The organism is Bradyrhizobium shewense, from assembly GCF_900094605.1.
Taxonomy (GTDB): domain Bacteria; phylum Pseudomonadota; class Alphaproteobacteria; order Rhizobiales; family Xanthobacteraceae; genus Bradyrhizobium; species Bradyrhizobium shewense.
This window is the reverse complement of the sequence record NZ_FMAI01000058.1, coordinates 1-20,349: the sequence shown is the minus strand read 5'-3', so window position 1 is coordinate 20,349 and position 20,349 is coordinate 1. Positions and strand designations below refer to the sequence as shown.

Genomic DNA, 20,349 nt, shown 5'->3' with positions numbered 1-20,349 from the left:
CATTTGCCATCGTTCCACCTCCACCGATCAGCTCATGCCAGGCTGTATCGCGCGCAAGCCGAGGGGTGGCTAGGTGGGGGCCTCATGCCGGTTACTCTAGGTCTGGAGGACTTCCGCGCTGCCTAGCCCCAGACGGACGAGCCTGGCACCGACTGCCAGACCCTGATCAACGACCTGCTCAGCGGACGGTATGACGAGCGGCGGGATCAATAGAGCATATGAACTAGCTACTGATGCAAAAGCGCGAGCAGTTGGCCAGGATCGGCCCTTCTTTGTGGAGTGGCTTCGCGGGGCCTGAAAATGCGCCTGCATTGATCATCTCCCCCTACGGCGCTCCTGTGATGCTGCTTTCTTGACTTACCCAATGTTACCCAACTTCGATCTTGATGGGTGCATATGGGCGGAAAATGACGGTTAGCCTTCCCAACACTCGCGGCCCTGAAAGAGGAGGGCACGTGAAATTGCGGGCCAAAGAGCCCAGAGGAGGGACTAATGCCAAGGACGCTAGCCGCTTTGCGCGGTCATTCCGCTCATTTTGTTAAAACCGCTCTGATTTGCTCAACGCTCTTGCCCGGTGCGGCCGTATCTTTCGTCCAGGCCAAAGCGGAGGATATCAACTGGCGCCAGTTCGAGGGCTCTTCGATCGTGTGGGCTTACGACATCCATCCGTACGCTGACGCCGTTGCAGCACAGCTGCCTGAGTTCGAGAAATTGACAGGCATCAAGGTGACACCCGAGCTTTATCCGGACGACGCGTACTGGAATAAGCTGACCATCCAGCTGAGCACGAAGTCGCCCTCGTGGGACGTCGTCGGCACGGGGATTCAGCCGGCTTGGGATCTCGCGCCCGGTCAATTACTCGAGCCGCTCGATCGCTATCTGAACAACCCCAAGCTCACCTCGGCAAGCTATGACTACAAGGACTTCTTCCCCGCATTGCGTGACGCGCTGACGTGGCAAGTCAATGGCGGGCAAATCGAAGCGGGCCGGGGTCAGGTGTGGGCTATCCCGCACGGGTTCGAAAACATCCAATTATTCTACCGTAAGGACATTCTGGACAAGCACGGTATCAAGGTTCCGACAACCCCGCCGGAAATGTCCGCGGCTTGCGAGAAGCTGAAATCTGCGGATCCGGCGATCACACCTCTGGGCGTGCGGGGAGTCCGCTTTTGGAGCAGCATCCACACGGCCGCAATCTCGATTGCCAAGTCTTACGGTGTGCACGACTTCGTCGTCAAGGACGGCAAATTAGAAACTGGTCTCGATTCGCCCGAGTCGGTCGCCTTCCACAAGGACTATGTGGAGATGATCAAGAAGTGCGCTGCTCCATCCTTTGCCAACGACAACTGGTATCAGGTGGTCGACGGCATCAATTCGGGTCGGACAGCGATGGCGATCGATTCCAACATGTTCGGGTTCTGGAACGATGTCGCCGGCAAGCCCGCTTCGGGCAAGATTGCATTCGCTCCCCCTCTGCGCGCTCCGAACGGCGAGAATTTCGAATCGAACATCTGGATCTGGTCTCTGGCCATGAATGCGGTCTCTCAGAAAAAGGGAGCAGCCTGGCTGTTCATCCAGTGGGCGACGTCAAAGCAGGTCGAGCTCAACGGTGCAGTAGCCGGGAAGCTCGTCAACTCTCCGCGCGCCTCGACCTGGAGCGACAAGGTTTGGCTCGACTACGCGGCCAAACCGGAATTCACAAACTTCGTGGATACCTTCAAAATCGTGCAGGACAGGGCTGCATTGGCTTTTACGCCGCGCGCAGGATTTGCCGAGGCAATGAACGCCTGGGCAGTCGCCATGCAGAAAATGGTCAACGGCGCGGACGTGAAGGCGACGTTGACCGACCTCGCCTCCGAGATCCGCTCCTCCATGTAAGGCGGTCGGGGGGCGGCATCAGAGTTTGCCGCCGCCACCACGCCCGAGTATCTTTTGAGAAGTGAGCGATGGACCTTCAAGGCATCGACGCAATCGTGACGCTACAATCATCGGCAGACCAGCTGGCCTCGTCCAAAAACGAGCAGGTGCAAAAGGCCGAGCAGAATGCTCTTGACTGGCAGAGCCTTGCTGCGATTGCCCCCGCAATCATCATCCTGCTTGGATTTCTTTTTCTGTTTTTCTATGGGGTCTTTCAATCCCTGACCGATCTCAAGTTTGGCCGTCCCTTGGTTCGCTTCATTGGATTCACCAACTATGAAGTGGCAATCAAGACCCAAGATTTCTGGAATAGCGTGCGGGCGACTATGGCGTATGCCTGCTCCGCCGTGCTCGCCGAAGCGTTCTTTGGGCTTGCGCTCGCCAAATTGTTCGCAAGTGGGGTGCTCCTTGCCCGGCTGATGCGGCCCGTCATTCTCCTTCCCCTGGTTCTGCCGCCAATGAGCGTCGCCTTGATGTGGACCACAATGATGGATCCGCAGAATGGGATCCTGAATTATTTGCTTTCGCTTGTTGGGGGCGGCCGGTTCGCATGGATTTCGGACGTCAGCACGGCGATGTGTTCGCTGGTTCTCATCGACATATGGACGTACACACCATTTTTTGCGCTAATCATCTTCGCCGGCTTGCAGGGAATCAATGACGAGATCAGAGAGGCCGCGCGGGTCAATGGCGCGCGGGGGTGGGCAACGTTCCTCTATATCGAGCTTCCGCTCATCGCACCGTACATCCTGATTGCCGCGGTGTTTCGGCTGATCGAATCGCTCAATCAGTTTGATATCATCTTCGGAACAACCCAGGGCGGCCCGGGTGACAGTACCTCGGTGCTCTCGGTCCGCGCCTACATCACGGCCTTTCAAAATCTCGCCTTCGGGCGTGGTGCCGCGCTCATGGTTGTCAATTGGATGATCGTGCTTCTCGGGACCTTGGCCATGGTCAAATTGTGGCGGTTGGTCCGGCAGCGCGTAAGCTAGAGGAGGCTCACATGCGTTTTAATCGCTCAACGCCTGCAAGCTTGTTCCTTAATCTGCTGGTTGTTGCCTGTACGCTGATCCTTACATTTCCGCTGGTCTGGATCGTGATGATGTCGCTGAAGCAGCAGGCCGAAGTCATGACGTGGCCGCCGCGCTTTATCTTCACTCCAACATTTGAAAACTTCCGCGTTTTGTTCGATGTCGCCCAGGCCGGGGCAACAAGCTACGGCACCATCAAGGTTGATTTCCTGACCCCGGTCACCAACAGCGTGGTGATCTCGCTTGGTGCGGTGTTCGTATCGCTGATCGCCGGGGTGCCTGCAGGCTACGTCCTGGCGAGGCGCGATATCCCGATGAAGGAGGACATCGCATTCTTCATTCTGGGGTTCCGCTTCGCGCCGGCACTGCTTGTCGTCATACCGCTGTTCACCGTGTTCCAGACAGTCGGCCTTTATGACACCTATTTTGGTATGATCTGGGTCTATCAGGTCGTCACGCTGCCGATGATCATTTGGCTCAGCCGTTCATATATCGAGGACATACCGAAGGACATTGAGGAGGCGGCCGCCATGGATGGTGCAAAACCTTTCCGCGTTGTCTGGCACATCGTCCTTCCGCTTCTAAAGCCCGGCTTGATAGGCGCCTCATTACTTATTTTCCTGCTTGCGTGGCACAACTTCACGCTCGGCCTGATCCTCAGCTCGACAAAAGCACCGGTCACCGTCGCCCTCCTCAAGCTGCTCAATCCGGGAGTTCAGTTCTATCCGGTCATGGCTGCGGGTCTGGTGGTGACCATGATTGTGCCGGTCGTCCTGATCATCCTTGGCCAGCGTCATCTCGAACGTGGTCTTACCTTCGGGGCCGTGAAATGAGCCCAAGACCATTGATGTTCTTTGGAACGACCAATCTCGACCTCTGCTTCAACGTCGAGCGGCTTCCAACGCCCGGCGAAAGCCTGATGGGAAGCTTGAAGCGGAATGCGGGAGGCAAGGGCGCCAATCAGGCGGTCGCCGCCGCTCGATTGGGCCTTCGGCCGAGCTTCTATACCCGGCTTGGCGATGACGATGCCGGTCGATCGTTGCTGCAAGCGCTGCGTGAGGCAGGTGTCTGTCTCGATGCCATTGCGGTGTGCCCAGGGGAGATATCGGGTTCAGCTCTCGTCCTGGTCGGTGATGACGGCTCCAACATGATCGTCATAGACGCCGGAGCCAATGCAAATGTCACACCAAGCTTAGTCGAAAAGGCGGCCGAATTCATTGAGCGGGACGCAATCGTCGTTGCCGAGATGGGCATGCCGGTCGGCGCGCTCAATCATCTCTTTGCAATGAAGAGCGTCAAGGGATTCGAGCTCATCTTCAATCCGGCCCCCGTGAGGGCGGGCCTCTCGGCAGCGGCGTGGACGAGTGTTGATTTCGTCACCCCAAATCAGACGGAAGCTTTCGAGCTCACCGGGGTCGAGGTGCACGATTTCGACAGCGCCGCTCATGCGGCCGGAAAGCTTCTCGATCTCGGGCCGAGAGCAGCCCTGATCACGCTTGGTGCGCAAGGTGCCTACTACGCCGATGCCAGCGCGTCTTTTGCGCTCCGGGCATTTCCTGTGAAGGTCGTTGATACGACCGCGGCGGGCGATGCCTTCAATGGAGCCTTCGCAGCCTCCCTTGCTCAGCGGCTGCCGATACGCCAAGCGATCAAGAAGGCCCTTGCAGTAGCGGCGCTTTGTGTAACGCGACGCGGCGCGCAAAGCGCAATGCCAAGCAGCGAAGCCGTCGACGAGTTTCTCAAATCTCAAACTATCCTGGAGTTGGAATGACCGAACAGTTCTCAGTTGCAGACAGGACCGTGCTCGTGACCGGTGCGGGTGGAGGCATAGGCTCAGCCATTGCCAATGCTTTCCGTCAGGGCGGTGCGAATGTCCTGGCAACCGACGCAAATGTGGAAAACCTCCGGGAGATTCTGACGCGCTTGCCGTACGGCAACGGCATCCTGCCGATGAGCATGGATGTGTCACGAGAAGACGATGTCGGTAGGGTGCTTGATGAGATCGCCAAGCGCTTCGGCAGGCTCGACGTCCTGATCAACAACGCCGGAATAAAATCGGCTCAGCCGCTTCTAACCGGCGATGCCGATAGAATCGAAAAAACCATACAGATCAACTCCGTCGCGGTGCTTCGCTGTGCCAAGCAAACGATCGAGCGCTTCATGAAGAGCAAGGGCGGCCGCATCGTCAATGTCGGGTCCTCGTTGTCATCTCAAGGCGCGGTTTTCAACTACCAGGCTGGCGGCGCTGACTATTGCTTGTCAAAGGCCATCGTGCACGACGTGACAAAGCTGCTCGCTTATGAATGTGCTCCGCTCAAGATCAACGTCAACGCGATCGCACCCGGGATTATCGATACACCCATGCACGGGCGTCCGCGGGAGGAGACCGAAGCGCGCCACAGTGGCCGAATTCCGCTGGGCCGGGTCGGATTGCCGGAAGATATCGCGGGGCTCGCGGTGTTCCTGGCTAGCCCCGCTGCATCCTACATGACCGGACAGATTGTCCATGTGAATGGCGGGATGCTGATGAATGGTTAGCACCGGCTCCAACGTCAACTGGCCGCCGATAGAAGGGATTATCTCCGATCTGGATGGCGTCGTCTATCGTGGCAGCACCGCAATCGCGGATGCCATAGAAGCGTTTACGCGATGGCAGAAAGCCGGCCTGCCGTTCTGTTTTGTGACGAACAATTCCACGCATACCCCGGAGGACGTCGTCCGCAAGCTGAGAGGATTTGGTCTTTTCATCGAACCGTCAGAGGTCGTTACAAGCGCCATCACCGCCGCAGAACTCATTCGAGCGAATTATCCGCAGTTGACGCGAACCTATGTCATCGGCGCTCCCTCGCTTGTCACGGCCATGCGCGATGTTGGGCTGGAAGTCACTGACCGAACGCCCGAAGCCGTTGTGATGGGGCTTGACCGGGATATCACGCACGAGAAGATGCGAATTGCCGTTGAGGCGATCCTCAATGGCGCTGTCTTCATCGGAACCAATCCCGATCTTCTGCTGCCGACGGCCAGCGGGTTTGAACCTGGGGCTGGCGCGATGATTGCAGCTGTGGCTGCCGCCACGCAAGTGCAGCCTTCGATCGCCGGAAAGCCGCAAGTGCCGATGATCGAGAGAGCGCTCTCACGCCTCGGGACGAACCGCGCTTCGACCATTATGATCGGAGACCAAGTTCCTACGGATATTCAAGCCGGAAAGAGGGCGGGTCTTGCCACGGTGCTTGTCACAACCGGCGTGCCGATGCGTCAGGATCCGTCCTTGATGGCCCCCGACTTCATCGTATCGAGCTTGCGCGAAATTGAGGTAAGTGCTGCTCGCGCGGCTCAGGCGCGACAGAGGAGGGCATAATGGCCGATGTTCGCCTGGAGGGCCTGAAGAAGGCCTATGGGACTATCGAGATCCTGCGTAATATCGACCTGACCATCGATCACGGCGAATTTGTCGTCTTCGTTGGTCCGTCCGGGTCAGGCAAATCCACGCTTCTGCGCATGATTGGCGGGCTCGAGCCCATCAGCGGTGGGCGGCTCCTCATCGACAATGAGCTCGTCAACGACATCGATGCGGCGCATCGCAACCTCGGCATGGTCTTTCAGAGTTACGCTCTCTATCCGCATATGACGGTGAGAGAGAACCTGGCCTTTCCCCTGCGCATGGCCAAAGCCTCGAAAGCCGAGATCGCCGCCAATATAGCCAAAACAGCATCGCTATTGCAGATCGACCGTCTGTTGGATCGCAAGCCTCGACAGCTTTCAGGCGGGCAACGCCAGCGCGTCGCAATCGGGCGCGCCATCATGCGAGAACCAAAAGTGTTCCTGTTCGATGAGCCCCTGTCCAACCTGGACACCGAGTTGCGCGTGCAAATGCGGGTTCAGATCGCCAAACTCCACAAGCAGCTCGGAAATACCATGATCTATGTGACACATGACCAGGTCGAGGCGATGACCATGGCCGACAAGATCGTCGTCCTCAAGGACGGCAACATCGAGCAGGTCGGCAGCCCCCACGATCTATATCACAATCCGGCCTCGCGCTTTGTGGCGGGATTCATCGGCTCGCCGAAGATGAACTTCCTGCGCGGCAAGGTCGAGGCAGCTCACGAGTATGGCCTGGAAGTCCGACTGGAGGCCGGTTCTACGATCTCCGTTCCGGTCCAGCCGGACCAAATGCTAGTTGGCAAGCCGGTCACTGTCGGAATCCGCCCGGATGACTTCTCCTCGCCGGCACCCAACCAGCAGGAGATCTCCATTGGACTCGACGTGGATTTCGTTGAGCATCTCGGTAGCGTCACGTACATCTACGGTAACGCTGGAGACGAAACGGTCGTCGCCAGGGCACCAAAATCCGGCTCGCGCAAAAGCGCCGGAAAGCTCACCCTGACCGCCGCTCCAGCCGATTGCCACTTGTTCATGAGCAATGGAAAGGCGGTACGGCGGTTGCAAGCACCTGCGACTTGGAGCTAGTCTTGACGTCGAGCCGTGCGATGATGCCGGCTCAGGATCGACACGCGGACCACTCAGGTGAAGGGAGCGGGCATCAGGCAGTTCTTCCGGAATTCCCGTTCGTTTGTCCTTGGTGCGGGGATCGGGTCGGGCATGACGGCCAGGGCCGCGGAGCGGGCGGGCGCTGATTTCGTGCTCGCACTCAATGCTGGCCGTTTTCGTGCCATGGGCGGGGCCTCGCCCGCCTCCATTCTTCCAATCCGCAATAGTAACGAGTTCGTAGCGGCGTTCGGACGGACCGAGATCCTGCCAAATACGAAACTGCCGGTCTTCTTCGGCACCTGCACATTCGACCCCGAGCTTGATCTGGATCGATGGCTCGACCGGATCATCAAATGGGGATTTGCTGGCGTGACCAACTTCCCTTCGGTCATACACATCGATGATGACCGCAGGTCGTTGCTCGAGAAGTCCGGCCTTGGCTATTCCCGGGAAATCGAGCTCCTTGTGAAAGCTGCAAAACGCGGCCTAATGACGATTGCCTATACCCGCAGTCAATCTGAGGCGCGTCGAATGGTCGAAGCCGGCGCCGAGGCCATTTGCATCAACTTCAATCTAAACCGCGCGGTTGAAAGCGGGTCCGATCCGTCGATCAGCCTATCCGAACTTGCAGCGCGTACGAATGCCGTTGCGCGCGTTGCTCAATCCGCCAACAAGAGCACCATCTGCTTGCTTGGGGGCGGCCCGATCACAAAGCCGGACGAGCTCCTGGACATCTGCCGCGAAACCGGAATCCAGGGCTTCATCGGAGGCTCTTCGCTGGACCGCGTGCCTCTGGAGATGTCGGTCCTCGAAGTGACGTCGGGCTTCAAGACCATTCACCTGTTGCGCGAGAAGGTGGATCTGCTCGAAAGGAAGCTGCAGTTGAGTGGCTTCAGGCACGGCGTGATCGCGCAGTCCTCGGCAATGAAGCGCGTCCTCGAGATGACCAAACGCGTTGCGGCAACTTCCAGCCCAGTCCTCATCTGGGGAGAGGCCGGCTCCGGCAAGCGCGGAATTGCGAACCTCGTTCACGCGTTCAGCGACCGCAGGCACGCCAAGGCAACGCTGTTTCATTGCCGAGCCGGTCCGGCGATGGATACACTCGGCCCGTTTTTCGGCGCCGAGCGCCTTGAGAGTGGCAGACGCCAATTGTCGCTCCTGGAGGCGTCGAGCGACGGCGCCGTCTTGCTGCTGCATGTTGACCAGCTTTCGCGCGAAGGCCAGGAGCGCCTCGCCGAATACCTGGAGACAGGCGGGTTTACCCCTCTGAACGGGGTAACTGTCATGCGTTCCCACGCCCGGATCATTGCGACCGCGACGGTTGCCCGAGGCGCTGGCCTTGAAACGGTTCTGTGCGCGCGGCTTCTCGACCTTTTTACCGGGCTGAATGTCCAGTTACCTTCGCTACCCGACAGGCTTGAAGATCTGCCGCAACTCCTTCAACACTTCACCGTCGAAGCCAAAGGAGATTCCAGCGCCCAGACGCTCACGATAGAAAACTCTGCATTCCTTGCGCTCGCCGGGCACGACTGGCCAGGCAATTTGCGCGAGTTGCGGCAGATCGTGAACCAGCTCGTGACCCTGCCATCAAGTCACATCACCGGTGAGGTGCTAAAGCCGCTGTTGCAGCCCCCTTCAGGCGCACGGCCCGCGGCCTCGCTATCCGAGCGGGACTGGATTATCGAGGGCCTGAAGAGAAACCGGCTTCACCGCGGCAAGACTGCTCGCTCTCTCGGGCTTTCGCGCAAAACCCTCTACAACAAAATCAAGAAACTGCGGATCCTCGAATAAGGCCTCATGCCCGTCGGAGCGGCTGCTTGGCCTTGGCAGCCTGCTCCAGCGAGAACTTCGGTACCGACGACGATCCATGAGAGCCAAGGCTCACGAGCCCAATGTCCGATCCAATCGGCAGCGCAAGCGCCTCGGGTCGCAGATAGACGGACCCATCCAGCTGTGAACCTAGCCGTTGCTCCGCTGCTGTCATCTTTGCCTCGTCCGCCGCAACAAACAGGACTTTGAACCCTCGGCTTGCAAACCACTCCATACGGCGAAGCTCGAGCTCCTGACCGCGATCGAGCGGCACTCCTGCCGGTGTCCGTTCAATCATGGAGGCAGGCGGAAAGTTCGTCACTCCGGTCATCCTTGCATCTTCCAACAAATCACCAAGATCTTCCCAGCATGCAAATGGGTCGATCATGACGATCGCTGCATAGCAGGAAGGGGGCACTTTGGGGCCCGCTTGCAAGTCCCGCAGGAGACAGTCGTTCCAGTCGATGACGGGAAGCGTGGCCATGACCAGCATGGCGTTCTGTGGAAGGGCCCGCAGTGACGGCGCATAGATCGTCATCTGATCACCGCGAGACGAGGAGAGACTTACGGCAAGGCGACCTAAGACATTGGCTCTCACGGTTTCTACCCAACCCTACCCAATTGATGCCTCCGCCGATCTTACACGCCGCTTCATCCAGGTCTAGACCACGACGTCGATCGTTATCGGAAGGAATGGCCGTTGGCGCCGTTCCTCCTGGCTGCTTAACTGGGCTCTCCGCGCCGTCCTTGCCGGATGCGATTTGCTGCAGGGTACTGAGCGAGCTCGGCTCGCGGTGAAAGAGGGCCGTGAAGCGTCTCGGTAAAAAATTCGGGCGAGCTATCTGCGCCCTGCGGATCCGCTAGCAGACCGGCTCGTCTGCTTCCTCCCTGACTGGCGCCGCTTCTGGAAACTCCGGCAGCGGCATCTTTTTGACTCGGACCGCGCCTCGCCGCGCGAGAAAACTGGTGTCGCGGAATTGGACGGCTCGCGACCATGCCAGAGCCTAAATTCATCAAAGATCCGCCAGCTACGCTTGCCCCGGTCGGTTCATGGGAGGCGGCTTCCAATCCACACGGTGGCGCTCAATCACCTCGTTTCGGAACTGCTGTACCTCATCGGGCGCCTTCATCGAAACGCAGAGGGCCCCGTCAGGTCGCTCCATCGCGAGCGATCCTTTCGATGATGCGGCAGGCCCCGGCACGCTCTTGGCTGGCCAAGGACCTCAGACGCTAATATCCCCCAATGAGCCTACCATGTGTGTAAGTTCAATGGGTTAGATGTGGTAGATCTACCAGCCTCGGTGTCGGGAGATGTTTGTGAACTCGGCAAGAACTACTTTATAGCTGCCGTTTTAATGGTTTAGCTCCCTTCGTCTAGCGGTGAGGACGCGGCCCTCTCAAGGCTGAAACAGGGGTTCGATTCCCCTAGGGAGCGCCAGTATATCATAAGCCATTGAAAAGCTGAAAACTCTAGGCAATCATGAGCTTAGAGAGCCGCCTGCTACACAAACGTAGCCCACAAAGGTGGTCCACAGTGGCGGCTTTGACTTACATGCAGAGGCGGGCATCCGGCACTTACGAGTTTCGAAAGAGGCTCCCTGAAACGCTGGCTGGGAAGCCGGTGCCACCGCATATGCACGACGGCTTTGGCGATCTGATCAACGCCAAGACGGGGCGCTTCAAGCGGGAACTTGTGCGGTCTCTCCAAACTAAAGATCTGAAGGAAGCGAAGAAGAGAGACCACCGGGCCGCGTTGCAAGCCACCAAGTTGTTTGACGAAGCAATCAAAGCGCTATCGCCCCGTGACGCCTCGAACGAATCCCCGGTCCTCGACCTGGGGGAGTTGGAGAGCGAGGTGTTCGTCGAACTTCTGGGCGTGGATGAAGCTGAGCGGTTGGAAGGAGATGACCGCCGGCATCTGCAAACGCAAGAGGATCGTGCCAAATGGCCGGACTTGGAGCCAATTCCATCGAACGCGCAATTGGGAATGTCTGCTGATCATTTCCACATCTACGGCGAATTGCTCCCGGTGTTCGAGAAGGAATTCCGCGAAGCGTTTGCGAGAAGAGACCCCAAGATCGTCTATCCCGAGACCAATATCGCTCTAAAGAGACGTGGCATTTACTGGAGCAAAGCTTCGGCAGAGTTTCAGGGAGCCGCACTCGTAGTTCTAAAAGCACACGTCCGGGCGTATGAAGCGAAGAGCAAGCGCCAGCGCGGAGAGATCATACCGACGCCAGCGATCTCTTTCGAGAGGAAGGAAATCGGCCCGAAGCTTTCGGATGCGTTGGCATCGTGGGCCGGCGGTGGATTAGCACAGAACGCGAAGAGGCCCAAGGCGAACACGATCACCGAGGCGGAGCAAGCAGTTCGATACTTCAAAGAGCTTCACGGCGACTTGCGGCTAGGCGAGATCACCCGCGAGAAGGCTCGGGAGTTTCGTGACGCGGTAGCAAAGGTCCCGAGCGCACTTCCAAGCGAACTGCGCAAACTTCCTCTGCCGCGATTGCTTGAGCGCGACCTTAGTGGGTTCAAGCCGCGCATGGCCACCACGGTGAATAAGATCATGCAGGTTTTGGGCGGGATTGTCTCACGGGCAGAGCGGGAGGGCTTTCTTGATAAGGTGCCCAACTATGTAAATCCGTTCGGCAAAGCAATACGGTTTTCCGTCGATCATCATGAGACCGCCCGCAAGCACTTCGACAGGTCCGACCTCAAAGCGATCTTTTCTTCGCCGGTGTACTCGTTGGGTGAGCGGCCGGCCGGCGGAGGTGCAGAGGCTGGCTTCTGGTTTCCTCTTGTCGGCCTTCTTTCTGGAATGCGCTTGGACGAGATTGCTCAATTGCGCATACGCGATCTTCGCCAGGATGAAGATACGAAGCATTGGTACTTCGACATTAATCGGACAGGCGGGCGATCAACTAAAAATGCCTCATCGATTCGTCATGTGCCCATGCATCGAGAATTGAAGCGTATCGGTTTGCTTCGATATCGACAGTCGCTCCTCAAGTCGGGCCGAAAAGTCGATGATCCTCTTTGGCCGGCTGTCGAGGCTCAGGGCCAACGAACTCGCTCATCGGCTTGGTCGAAGTGGTTTGGCCGTTACCTCCGTTCGACTTGTGGCATCTCTGACATCACTAAGGTCTTTCACTCCTTTAGGCATACCTTTAAGCGCATGACGCGAGATGCCGGCCTTTCGGAGGAAATGCATGACGCACTGACGGGGCACGCTAATAGCGGCAGCGTTGGCAGAGCGTATGGTCGAGGTTTTTCGTTGGGGCCGCTTGCTAAGGCGATGGATCAAGTTGCCCCCCCGGTCGACCTGAGCAAACTAAGCTGGCGTGGCGTGGACTCGGATTGATGGCGGTAGGCGGTGGTCCAGAGGCGGCTTTCAGCGGTCCCGGAGCGGACACGACAGCAACATCTCCGCTAGAGCCGGTGAAATCGTAGCGGTCCCTTGCAAGCGCCAACATAATCTATGCGGCGGAAAGACGCACACAGCTGCGAGCGCTCCAACACAACCTTGACGCTAATTAGTATCTCGCTCTAAGATTGTGGCCGGCGAGACCTGCTGCCCGAACCGACGTGCTTGTATTGCGGCACCTTGGCGGCCCGCCCAGTTGCAGACAACTTATTTTGTTGCGTGGAGACTTTGAGATGAAGCCAATTTGCAAGGCGCTACGATTCTTTTCGTTGATGTTTGCGGGATTATTTGGCGCAATCCTCACAACGCTCCCGATAGTGGCATGGGCTCAGGCGGTCGATTTTGGGCTTAATAGCCCAGGCTTGCGCCTGAATGCGCCCGAAGTTGGTGCATTCGGAATGCAGATTAAGAAGCAGCTCGAAGGCGTGCGGCAGAGGTCGCAGGCTCGGGTCGCCATCGCTCCCGTTATGGACGTTCGCAAGTCGATTTTTGTTACCGACGAAAACATTATGAAGAAGCTGACCTTTGCGGAAGTCATGGACCAGTTAGCCAAACAGGGGGGTGATCCTAAGACCGGTAAGCTCGCTCTGTTTCAGCAGTGGTGGGACAGTCAGGCCGTGGCGCCCGGTAAGACGACCGGACCACATTGCGAAACTTCGCTAAACGGCTTCCCGTTCATTTGCCCACGTCTGGAAGCAAACGAAGCCAATAGCGACCCCTTCACCGATCCCAACGGAGAGCAGGGCTACAGCGCAATTGCCTATAGCAATCGTCCTGACCTCGCCGATCCTGCGAATCCTGTGGACTGCGGCGAGGCGCGCGTCGTGTTCGCGCGTAATTCGGGCAAGAACTCAGCCACAAATCGTAATCTCATCATATTCGAGGCAAGGCTGCCCAACCCAAAGCCGAATCTTGGTATGGACGGGTGCTTCGACATCCAACAGTTCTGGTTGGAATTGTCCAACGTAAATCAAGATGAGCGCGGTAACCGTCTCAAAGATTTCTTCTTGAACGGAATCACATCCAAGGGGATTGCGCCTGTCATCCACGTCGATCACTACGCCGCCGGCACTGGACAGATCAGAACTAACCAATTCATGAATCCGAACGGTGGCCCATTTATTTGGACGCTGCGCGAATTTAAACTTCAACGACTCCAGCCGGGACTGCGTGTTGTGCCCGTGACTGTCAAAACAAATCCGGACACAAGCTTATTTTCCGGCAACGCGCCAATCGACTTGCAAGCCGCGTTTCTTGCACGGCTATCGGATCAATTTGACAACCTGAGAGGGAATGGGACCGAAAGCTCTGCCGCCGCATTTGGTCTGCGCCTCTCTGAATCTTCAGACGACCGTTTCAATCCATTTGAAAGCAATGAGGGACAGGAGCTCTTGGGCAGCGTGACCAAGGCTTTTAGCACGTCGAGTCTAGTCGGCACCTTTATTGGGGCGAAGCTCAACGAGTTGAAAAGGCCTGGGGCGCCGGGCACAGCACTGACAGTTCCGGATATCGTTCAGCGTATTCAAACGCAAACTTGCGCTGGATGTCACCACTTCAGTAACGGACAGCCGCTAGGTGGGGGTGCCGGAAATTGGCCGAACTCTCTTGGTCCGCCAAATCTGGCCTTCGTTCACCAGAGCGAGATGATCGCCGACATGGATAGCAGCCCAGAAGTAAATGGCGGCAAACGGTTCGGTATTTCAGAGACCCTGAAATCCAACGGCTTTTTACCTCTTCGATGCGTGGCGATGTCACGCATTCTCAACGTCGATGAAGCTTCCTGCGGGTTCAAGGGGTAGATGTGGGGCGTCAATAGGCCTCGATGTAAGAATGCGGCGCTAGAACGCGGCCAACTGGCGCCTCGCCCGCAAGATGTCCGCTAAGACAATCGAGAGGCAAGCTATGAGATGGCAATCGTGTTTGAAATTTTTTTCCGTGATGGCTGCTACTATCTGTCTCCAAGGCATATCGATGGTCGCGGGACGGGCGGACGAGGACGATCTTGGTCTTTCGGTTGAAGACGACGCCGCCTATCGCGTGAACGCTGAGGCAATCAAAAACTCGAAAGTTTGGGGCGGCGTTCCCGTTGCAAAAGGGGCCTACCCAGCAATCGTAGGAATTACTCAGGCGGGCAGAAGGCAAGTGCAATGTACTGGCTCTCTGATTGAATCTGATCTGGTATTGACGGCGGCACACTGTGTGTGTGGCGGCATCACGGGATCCGTTGTTTTCGCTGATCGGGAAGGAACAGGAAGTAGCATCAAGGTAGCTGCTTCGACACATCGCTTAAATAGCTGCGGTGGAGCTTTGACGAACGGCTCGGATGTCGGTTTGCTGCTGCTATCACAGAAGGCCAGCGTCAGTCCTTTGGAAATGCAGACGGACGAAACGGTCCAAGCCGCTACCAGTTATCAAGTTGTTGGCTTTGGGGGTTATGGGCTCGATTCATCGGGGCAACTGCTAGCTGGACAAAAGAGAGAAACGACGGTGCCGTCCGGAACGAACGACTGCAAAGGAACCGTCCCTGGTTCTTCGCGCACCTATGCGTCGGCGTTTGGTTGTGCCCCTGGAGCTGAGATCGTCGCTGGCAAAACAGGGCTCGGGCGCGATACATGCAATGGGGATAGCGGCGGCCCAATTTTAGCGGGGCCTGCTGGGACGGTCGTCGGACAAACCGAAAGCGCACTTAAGCTCGCCGGAACGACCTCGCGAGCCACAAAATCAGCCCGGGTTCCGTGCGGCGATGGTGGCATCTACGTCCGCCTCACGCCGGAGGTTCGGCAATGGATCACGCAGGCAAGCAAGACGCTCAGGCAGAAATGATCTCTACTCCGTTTCGCCATACCATCTTTTGGTATCTTGCGATCACTCTCGCGTCTCTGTGGAGTGCTCCGACCCTCGCACAAAATCAATCCAATCCTTTAGTTATTGTACCCAATCGCTTATCGAACAGCTTCACCATTCCTCGGTATCAGGACATTGTGCGAGATGTCCAACGTACAGGTCAGACAAATCTACAAATTGACGCTCCTTCTTCATCGCTTCCAGGAGCAAAAGGGATCACGGGTGCGGTTTCCCAAGTATCAACCGTTTCTTCGGCGCTTGACGTTTTTCTAACTGACTCAGCAAATCTGAAAGCTTCAGCAGATGAGATCGCGCGAATTGTTAGCAACGAGCCGGCCGATCGACACTCTGTGCTATATGATCTGCAGAAGCGCTATCAGAGTAGTAATCGTCCATACAAGCTTACCATCGCCCGAAGTATCTCGGACTTCGTAATTTCGACGGACACGTTCGGACCGGTCGCACCCGTTCAGACCCAGGCAGTTGCCGCACCTCTGCCCGTAAACGAAGCTATCGCTGCTGATCTCAAGCAGGCGGCCGGGAGTCCGGTGAGATGGTTTGACGAAAAATCAGCGCAGCTAATGGCAAGTACAACAGTTCTGGAGTCGGCAGCTGTTCGATCACCCGTCGCCGCCCCACTTTCCAAAACCTATGCCAACGTGGTTTCCCAGTTCATCAAGGCGGTCGGAGTTCCTGCCGACGCAGACGCAACGCAAGGCTATATAAATGCTGCGGCCAAGTTCAAGCTAGACTACGCAGCGCAATGGCCAAAAATCAAAAACGATGCCATCGCAAGACAAGCGGCCGCTGACGCCTATAACGGCCTCGCCCGACAGAGGGTCTTGAAGGCCCAATATGGCGCAATGACAAACTTTTCCCCTCTTTCCTACGAGCAAGTATTTCACTTTTCTAGGTACGTCGTGTCGCTACGAGACGGGAGCGGCAACATTTGTAGCGGAATCGCGATCAGTAGGAGATGGATTGTTTCGGCCGGGCACTGTTTTACAAATCGATCGTGGCGAGATGTCCGCGTGCAATTCGACCTTGATGGATTGGGGAAAGCCTCGCGCCCTCTGCAAATCTTAGATCAATGGCCAGATCCGGCTCCAGGCTCGAAGAATGCAGACCCAATCGATTTTGCTTTTCTTCGCATTGAAGAGGATTCCATTGTTTCGGCAGCCTACAATGACTTGGAGTCAAAAGTTCATGCTCAACCTTACAATGCCGAACCTTTATGCCTCCAATCAGTGCCGGTGACCTATCGGCAACCCGTCTTCGCGGTCGGACATCCGATGGGACTGGTTAAGACAGTTCATGATTACGCATATGTCTGGTTTCCATTTAAGATAGACGAGGAACTGTACAACAGAATGGGATCAGAAATATTCGCTCAGGCATACAAGATTGAAAAGGAGATAGGCCGTACCTCATACGCTGAATCGGTGAAGAAGGAATTTGAAGCAGCGTACGGGAAGACGGAAAGGATTGAAGATCAGGTATTCCGCTACTATTTTGATGCCACGAACGGTAGTGCGCTTCGTCCGTCCTTTGGCATAGACACGGATACCTCAGGAGGAGATTCGGGAGCTCCTGTCTTCGACCGGGCGAGCCGTTGTTTGGTTGGAATTTTCAGCGGGGGCCAGCGAGACACTCTGAGCGCCTCGGAGGTTTCCTGGCGTCTACACGAAATAGCGACTCCGATTTCGGAGATCTTGAAGCATATGAGGTCAACTAATCGGACGCAAACTGCGGGCAACCGAGTCTTGGACGCGGATGAGTTAGCGGCTCGCGACGAGTTGCTAAGCCGTTTAAACGAAGTAAGCGACCTTCGGTAAGTTCTTCCTCCACCCGAACGACTGAGCTGGACAAGGGTAGTGGTCATTCCTGGTTGGGCTCAGCGCCCATGGTGCCGCCAAAGTCGATTTGAAATTACTACAACTACCGGATGTGGCAATTTTGCCATAAGCTGGAAGAATAATCGCCGGACAGTTGCGTTGTATGGATTTTCTATGTGACATTGATGACGCATTCTTTTGACTAGATAGCGTTCATTTCTGAGTGAGTATTTCAGCATGTCACTGATGACTCAGGTGGTGCCATCAATTTGCTCTCCAATTCGGCTGACTCGGGCTTTGGCCGTCTTGGCATCCGTTCAATTCGCAGGTGGATGCTCCGTTCATCCGCTACCGGACGACGTCTCACGAAAGACAACTTATGACGTCGTTGACAAGATTCGCTGCGAAGCCAAGGCGGCGGTTCAGACCTTTGGTCAAGGCTTCCAAAACGCTTCAATCGTGTACACCTTTACTTTCGATATCAATGAGCAAAACGGCGCAGAAGCGGGATTTACGTTATTCAATCCGTTTGCAAACGGAACATTCAATGTAGCGGCGACCGGCGGATCGAACAGGATAAGGGCGGGAAATCGCAATTTTGAATTGATCGACTCTTTCGATGATTTGCGAAAGATGAATTGTACGCGAGATAGAGAAGCGAACTGGGTTTATCCTCTCACCGGTGATGTTGGGATGTATGATTCAGTCGCCACATTCATTCGATTGCAGAGAGCTGACAACCCGGGCAGCGGCAGAATATTCACGTTTGCAGACACGTTGACATATACGACCACATTCACCGGAGGCGTTGGAGCCACTCTGACTTTGCAGCCCGTGAGCGAACAATTCAAGTTCACGGCAGCTAACGCGGGATTGAGTGGCTCTCGGACAGACGTGCATAAAGTCGTCGTGACGATGGCAGCCGGACACCAAGTTTTTGTTGACCAATCAGGAAGGCGAAGCACTCGAAGATCTGTTCCGCTGGTCGATGCTCGGTTTGCCAGGTCAAATGGTGGACGTGATCTGTCTAACCGTAACGGCGATCCAGCTTCGGGAGGTTGGGGCGCCGGTGATGGCGCTGTAGGTGTTGCAGGTGGGTTTAACAATCTTCTTTCAACAAGAATGCTGCAACAAGAATCCAGCGCAGAAAACCGAGCGCTGTATGAGCAGGATCGCCAACGTCAACTTGAGCTGCAGCGGCGGTCTCTGGATGTGCGCGTCCTTGTTGGGCCGTAGTGTGACTGGATGGGCCGGATCATACAGCATGTTGAAAGGGCGACTCCGCGCATTTGTCTGAATAGCGGCAGTGCCGGAGGACGTGCGATCGAGGCTTTTCATGTTGCCCCTTTTCAGAGCGATGGATCGAGTTTCTCCACCAGTTGACCTCAGGAAGTTCAGCTGGCGGGGCGTAACTCGGCTTAACTCCGGGGAGCGACCTACCGCGTATTACCGTATAGAGCCGCTGATTCCTTGCAGGCCGCAACCTTCGCACGAGCGAGGACGGCGCCATCTCGAAGGTGTCTCTCAAATGGGTCAAGCAGTTTCGCTGCGGCCATGACGACGATATATCGGGCACGACCCACGATGAGCCTCGCGAACACAAGAGGACCCCAGACCGATTACTCGTGCCCCAGAAGAAGCCACGATGTTAAAGCCAATCCCGTTCGGTGTCCGGCCGGTCATGTTAATCTTTCGCGTCGTTGGGTATAGTTTCCCATTCTCCATGGATGTGGCAACGTCGTTTACACGCGAGTTTGGCGTGAGCTCTGAGCCGCCCTTCCCACCAATGTTGAGCACGACTAAACGACACGGTGTTTGACCCGCTGTCCTCGTAGCATGGTGGGCCTATCTCGCCACGACCATTCAAAAAACCTCGAGATGATACATGCGCCAGTTGCGATCACCCAGATCAACCAGATGACGGCAATCTTAACAAACAGCCATTTAGTGTCATCTGGCCAAGTTGGTCCCTTAGTCAATGTGCCACCAGAATGGACGGGCAGCTTGTCGGACCCTTCTATTTCCACGCCGGCAAAAAGAGCGATAACGGTAATCGAAAACAATGCCACTGAAGCGTAGAACGCGAATTCATATCGACGGACCACTTGGTCGAAGTTGTATGCAGAGAGCTCAAATATTCTTTTGCTCACCAGAGATGCTGGATAAAGCACCAGGGAGACGATGGCCAAAGAAGGTCCAAGACGCTTTACAGCCAGGTCGAGGTAGGGCGGAAGCAGGTTGAAGTTCCCAATGAAATATTTGCAAATGAACGCTGTTGCCCCGACCGCAAGGAAAAGCAAGATACCGCGCACGATGTAGTCGCCATGGCGAAAGAAGTGGCGAGTCCATCGCGCAATGGATCCAACGACGTCTGCGGTAGAAGATGAGACGAGGATGCCGGCGAACGACTTTATTTTCTCGCCTGCCTTATCCCACGTAGCGGTGATCACGAGGCATATGATTCCAACAAATCCAAAGGCGGTGTTGCCGCTCATGTGGTCGTATACGCCATACGCTGCGGCTAGGGCTAAACATAAAATGCCGAGAATACGGACCCGGTTTCTCCATTTGTGATCCGGGGATTCATGCCCATGCAGATCACGTGCGCCTAATTCTTCCGCTCCAGCTTCAATAATCTGGTGCTCCAAGCTTTCTGTCATAATCACAGTACGCCTCCGCTTGCGGCCGCCTTGATTGACGGAGGCGAGCGCCGCAGGTCCTAGGGGTAATCCTAGGAGAAGCGCTATGACGATATCGCGGGCAGAGGTGATCACATCGGTAGAGCGGCGGCGGCGGTGGTCGCGAGATGAGAAGGAGCGGCTAGTTGCAGCATCGCTCGAGCCCGGAGCCACTGTTTCCGAGGTGGCTCGCATGGCCGGCCTTCATGTGAGCCAGCTGTTCCGGTGGCGTAAAGAGCTTTGCAAGCACGGTGAGACGAGTGTGGCGCCGTTCGTGCCGGTCGAGATTGGGCCGTCTGTGCCGGCGCGGGATGTGGCCG

At 56.5% G+C, this 20,349-nt stretch carries 16 protein-coding genes and 1 tRNA gene; 15 read left to right on the top strand and 2 right to left on the bottom strand.

The features are described from left to right. The first annotated feature begins 492 nt into the window (after positions 1-492). The 8 genes from GA0061098_RS41940 to GA0061098_RS41905 all read left to right on the top strand — a co-directional run bounded on the left by GA0061098_RS41940 (position 493) and on the right by GA0061098_RS41905 (position 9,230). Positions 493-1,878: an ABC transporter substrate-binding protein gene (locus tag GA0061098_RS41940; protein WP_091967699.1), complete on the top strand. Its 1,386-nt coding sequence runs from the start codon at positions 493-495 to the stop codon at positions 1,876-1,878. A 68-nt stretch (positions 1,879-1,946) separates the two neighbouring features. After that, on the top strand, positions 1,947-2,909 hold the full coding sequence (locus GA0061098_RS41935) for a carbohydrate ABC transporter permease (protein ID WP_091967697.1): 963 nt from the start codon (positions 1,947-1,949) through the stop codon (positions 2,907-2,909). Positions 2,910-2,920: 11 nt separating this feature from the next. Beyond that, entirely contained in the window at positions 2,921-3,781 is an 861-nt protein-coding gene (locus GA0061098_RS41930) for a carbohydrate ABC transporter permease (protein ID WP_091967696.1), read from the top strand. A 14-nt stretch (positions 3,782-3,795) separates the two neighbouring features. Beyond that, a complete protein-coding gene (locus GA0061098_RS41925) occupies positions 3,796-4,719 on the top strand; it encodes a ribokinase (RefSeq protein ID WP_245323969.1) in 924 nt (307 codons plus the stop codon). After that, complete coding sequence (locus tag GA0061098_RS41920; RefSeq protein ID WP_091967692.1) at positions 4,716-5,486, top strand: SDR family NAD(P)-dependent oxidoreductase; 771 nt, start codon at positions 4,716-4,718, stop codon at positions 5,484-5,486. Before GA0061098_RS41925 ends, GA0061098_RS41920 begins: the two co-directional genes overlap by 4 nt. Next, a complete protein-coding gene (locus GA0061098_RS41915; protein WP_091967689.1) occupies positions 5,479-6,306 on the top strand; it encodes an HAD-IIA family hydrolase in 828 nt (275 codons plus the stop codon). Before GA0061098_RS41920 ends, GA0061098_RS41915 begins: the two co-directional genes overlap by 8 nt. Further along, on the top strand, positions 6,306-7,418 hold the full coding sequence (locus GA0061098_RS41910; protein ID WP_091967686.1) for an ABC transporter ATP-binding protein: 1,113 nt from the start codon (positions 6,306-6,308) through the stop codon (positions 7,416-7,418). Before GA0061098_RS41915 ends, GA0061098_RS41910 begins: the two co-directional genes overlap by 1 nt. A gap of 132 nt (positions 7,419-7,550) precedes the next feature. Then, a complete protein-coding gene (locus GA0061098_RS41905; RefSeq protein WP_245323967.1) occupies positions 7,551-9,230 on the top strand; it encodes a phosphoenolpyruvate hydrolase family protein in 1,680 nt (559 codons plus the stop codon). A gap of 4 nt (positions 9,231-9,234) precedes the next feature. Here GA0061098_RS41905 and GA0061098_RS41900 read toward each other — a convergent pair whose 3' ends face one another. Continuing rightward, positions 9,235-9,786 carry a hypothetical protein gene (locus GA0061098_RS41900; protein ID WP_165637957.1) on the bottom strand — a complete coding sequence of 184 codons (552 nt, stop codon included), beginning with the start codon at positions 9,784-9,786 and terminating at the stop codon, positions 9,235-9,237. 825 nt (positions 9,787-10,611) lie between these two features. Here GA0061098_RS41900 and GA0061098_RS41895 point away from each other — a divergent pair. The 6 genes from GA0061098_RS41895 (at position 10,612) to GA0061098_RS44480 (ending at position 18,587) form a co-directional block, all read left to right on the top strand. Beyond that, a tRNA-Glu gene (locus GA0061098_RS41895) sits at positions 10,612-10,686 on the top strand. Between the two features lie 96 nt (positions 10,687-10,782). Further along, positions 10,783-12,609 carry a site-specific integrase gene (locus GA0061098_RS41890; RefSeq protein ID WP_165637956.1) on the top strand — a complete coding sequence of 609 codons (1,827 nt, stop codon included), beginning with the start codon at positions 10,783-10,785 and terminating at the stop codon, positions 12,607-12,609. A 296-nt stretch (positions 12,610-12,905) separates the two neighbouring features. Beyond that, entirely contained in the window at positions 12,906-14,471 is a 1,566-nt protein-coding gene (locus GA0061098_RS41885; RefSeq protein WP_129591103.1) for a hypothetical protein, read from the top strand. 121 nt (positions 14,472-14,592) lie between these two features. Continuing rightward, a complete protein-coding gene (locus tag GA0061098_RS41880; protein ID WP_165637955.1) occupies positions 14,593-15,495 on the top strand; it encodes a S1 family peptidase in 903 nt (300 codons plus the stop codon). Continuing rightward, complete coding sequence (locus GA0061098_RS41875; protein WP_091967676.1) at positions 15,456-17,351, top strand: trypsin-like serine peptidase; 1,896 nt, start codon at positions 15,456-15,458, stop codon at positions 17,349-17,351. The genes GA0061098_RS41880 and GA0061098_RS41875 overlap by 40 nt, the downstream gene beginning before the upstream one ends. Positions 17,352-17,588: 237 nt before the next feature. Further along, a complete protein-coding gene (locus tag GA0061098_RS44480; RefSeq protein ID WP_129591102.1) occupies positions 17,589-18,587 on the top strand; it encodes a hypothetical protein in 999 nt (332 codons plus the stop codon). Between the two features lie 563 nt (positions 18,588-19,150). On the opposite strand, the gene GA0061098_RS41870 is transcribed toward GA0061098_RS44480, so the two are convergent. Next, entirely contained in the window at positions 19,151-20,224 is a 1,074-nt protein-coding gene (locus tag GA0061098_RS41870; RefSeq protein WP_245323965.1) for a hypothetical protein, read from the bottom strand. On the opposite strand from GA0061098_RS41870, the gene tnpA reads away from it, so the two are divergent. Next, positions 20,118-20,349: IS66-like element accessory protein TnpA (gene tnpA / locus GA0061098_RS47625; protein ID WP_430649301.1), on the top strand; the 232-nt coding region annotated here is incomplete at its 3' end. The two genes, GA0061098_RS41870 and tnpA, sit on opposite strands and share 107 nt — an antisense overlap.

What these genes read in the sequence shown, in the direction of transcription:
- GA0061098_RS41940 (WP_091967699.1), top strand. Translation starts at nt 493, where the DNA reads ATGCCAAGGACGCTAGCCGCTTTGCGCGGTCATTCCGCTCATTTTGTT.
- GA0061098_RS41935 (WP_091967697.1), top strand. Translation starts at nt 1,947, where the DNA reads ATGGACCTTCAAGGCATCGACGCAATCGTGACGCTACAATCATCGGCA.
- GA0061098_RS41930 (WP_091967696.1), top strand. Translation starts at nt 2,921, where the DNA reads ATGCGTTTTAATCGCTCAACGCCTGCAAGCTTGTTCCTTAATCTGCTG.
- GA0061098_RS41925 (WP_245323969.1), top strand. Translation starts at nt 3,796, where the DNA reads ATGTTCTTTGGAACGACCAATCTCGACCTCTGCTTCAACGTCGAGCGG.
- GA0061098_RS41920 (WP_091967692.1), top strand. Translation starts at nt 4,716, where the DNA reads ATGACCGAACAGTTCTCAGTTGCAGACAGGACCGTGCTCGTGACCGGT.
- GA0061098_RS41915 (WP_091967689.1), top strand. Translation starts at nt 5,479, where the DNA reads ATGGTTAGCACCGGCTCCAACGTCAACTGGCCGCCGATAGAAGGGATT.
- GA0061098_RS41910 (WP_091967686.1), top strand. Translation starts at nt 6,306, where the DNA reads ATGGCCGATGTTCGCCTGGAGGGCCTGAAGAAGGCCTATGGGACTATC.
- GA0061098_RS41905 (WP_245323967.1), top strand. Translation starts at nt 7,551, where the DNA reads ATGACGGCCAGGGCCGCGGAGCGGGCGGGCGCTGATTTCGTGCTCGCA.
- GA0061098_RS41900 (WP_165637957.1), bottom strand. Translation starts at nt 9,786, where the DNA reads ATGACGATCTATGCGCCGTCACTGCGGGCCCTTCCACAGAACGCCATG.
- GA0061098_RS41885 (WP_129591103.1), top strand. Translation starts at nt 12,906, where the DNA reads ATGAAGCCAATTTGCAAGGCGCTACGATTCTTTTCGTTGATGTTTGCG.
- GA0061098_RS41875 (WP_091967676.1), top strand. Translation starts at nt 15,456, where the DNA reads ATGGATCACGCAGGCAAGCAAGACGCTCAGGCAGAAATGATCTCTACT.
- GA0061098_RS44480 (WP_129591102.1), top strand. Translation starts at nt 17,589, where the DNA reads ATGTCACTGATGACTCAGGTGGTGCCATCAATTTGCTCTCCAATTCGG.
- GA0061098_RS41870 (WP_245323965.1), bottom strand. Translation starts at nt 20,224, where the DNA reads ATGCGAGCCACCTCGGAAACAGTGGCTCCGGGCTCGAGCGATGCTGCA.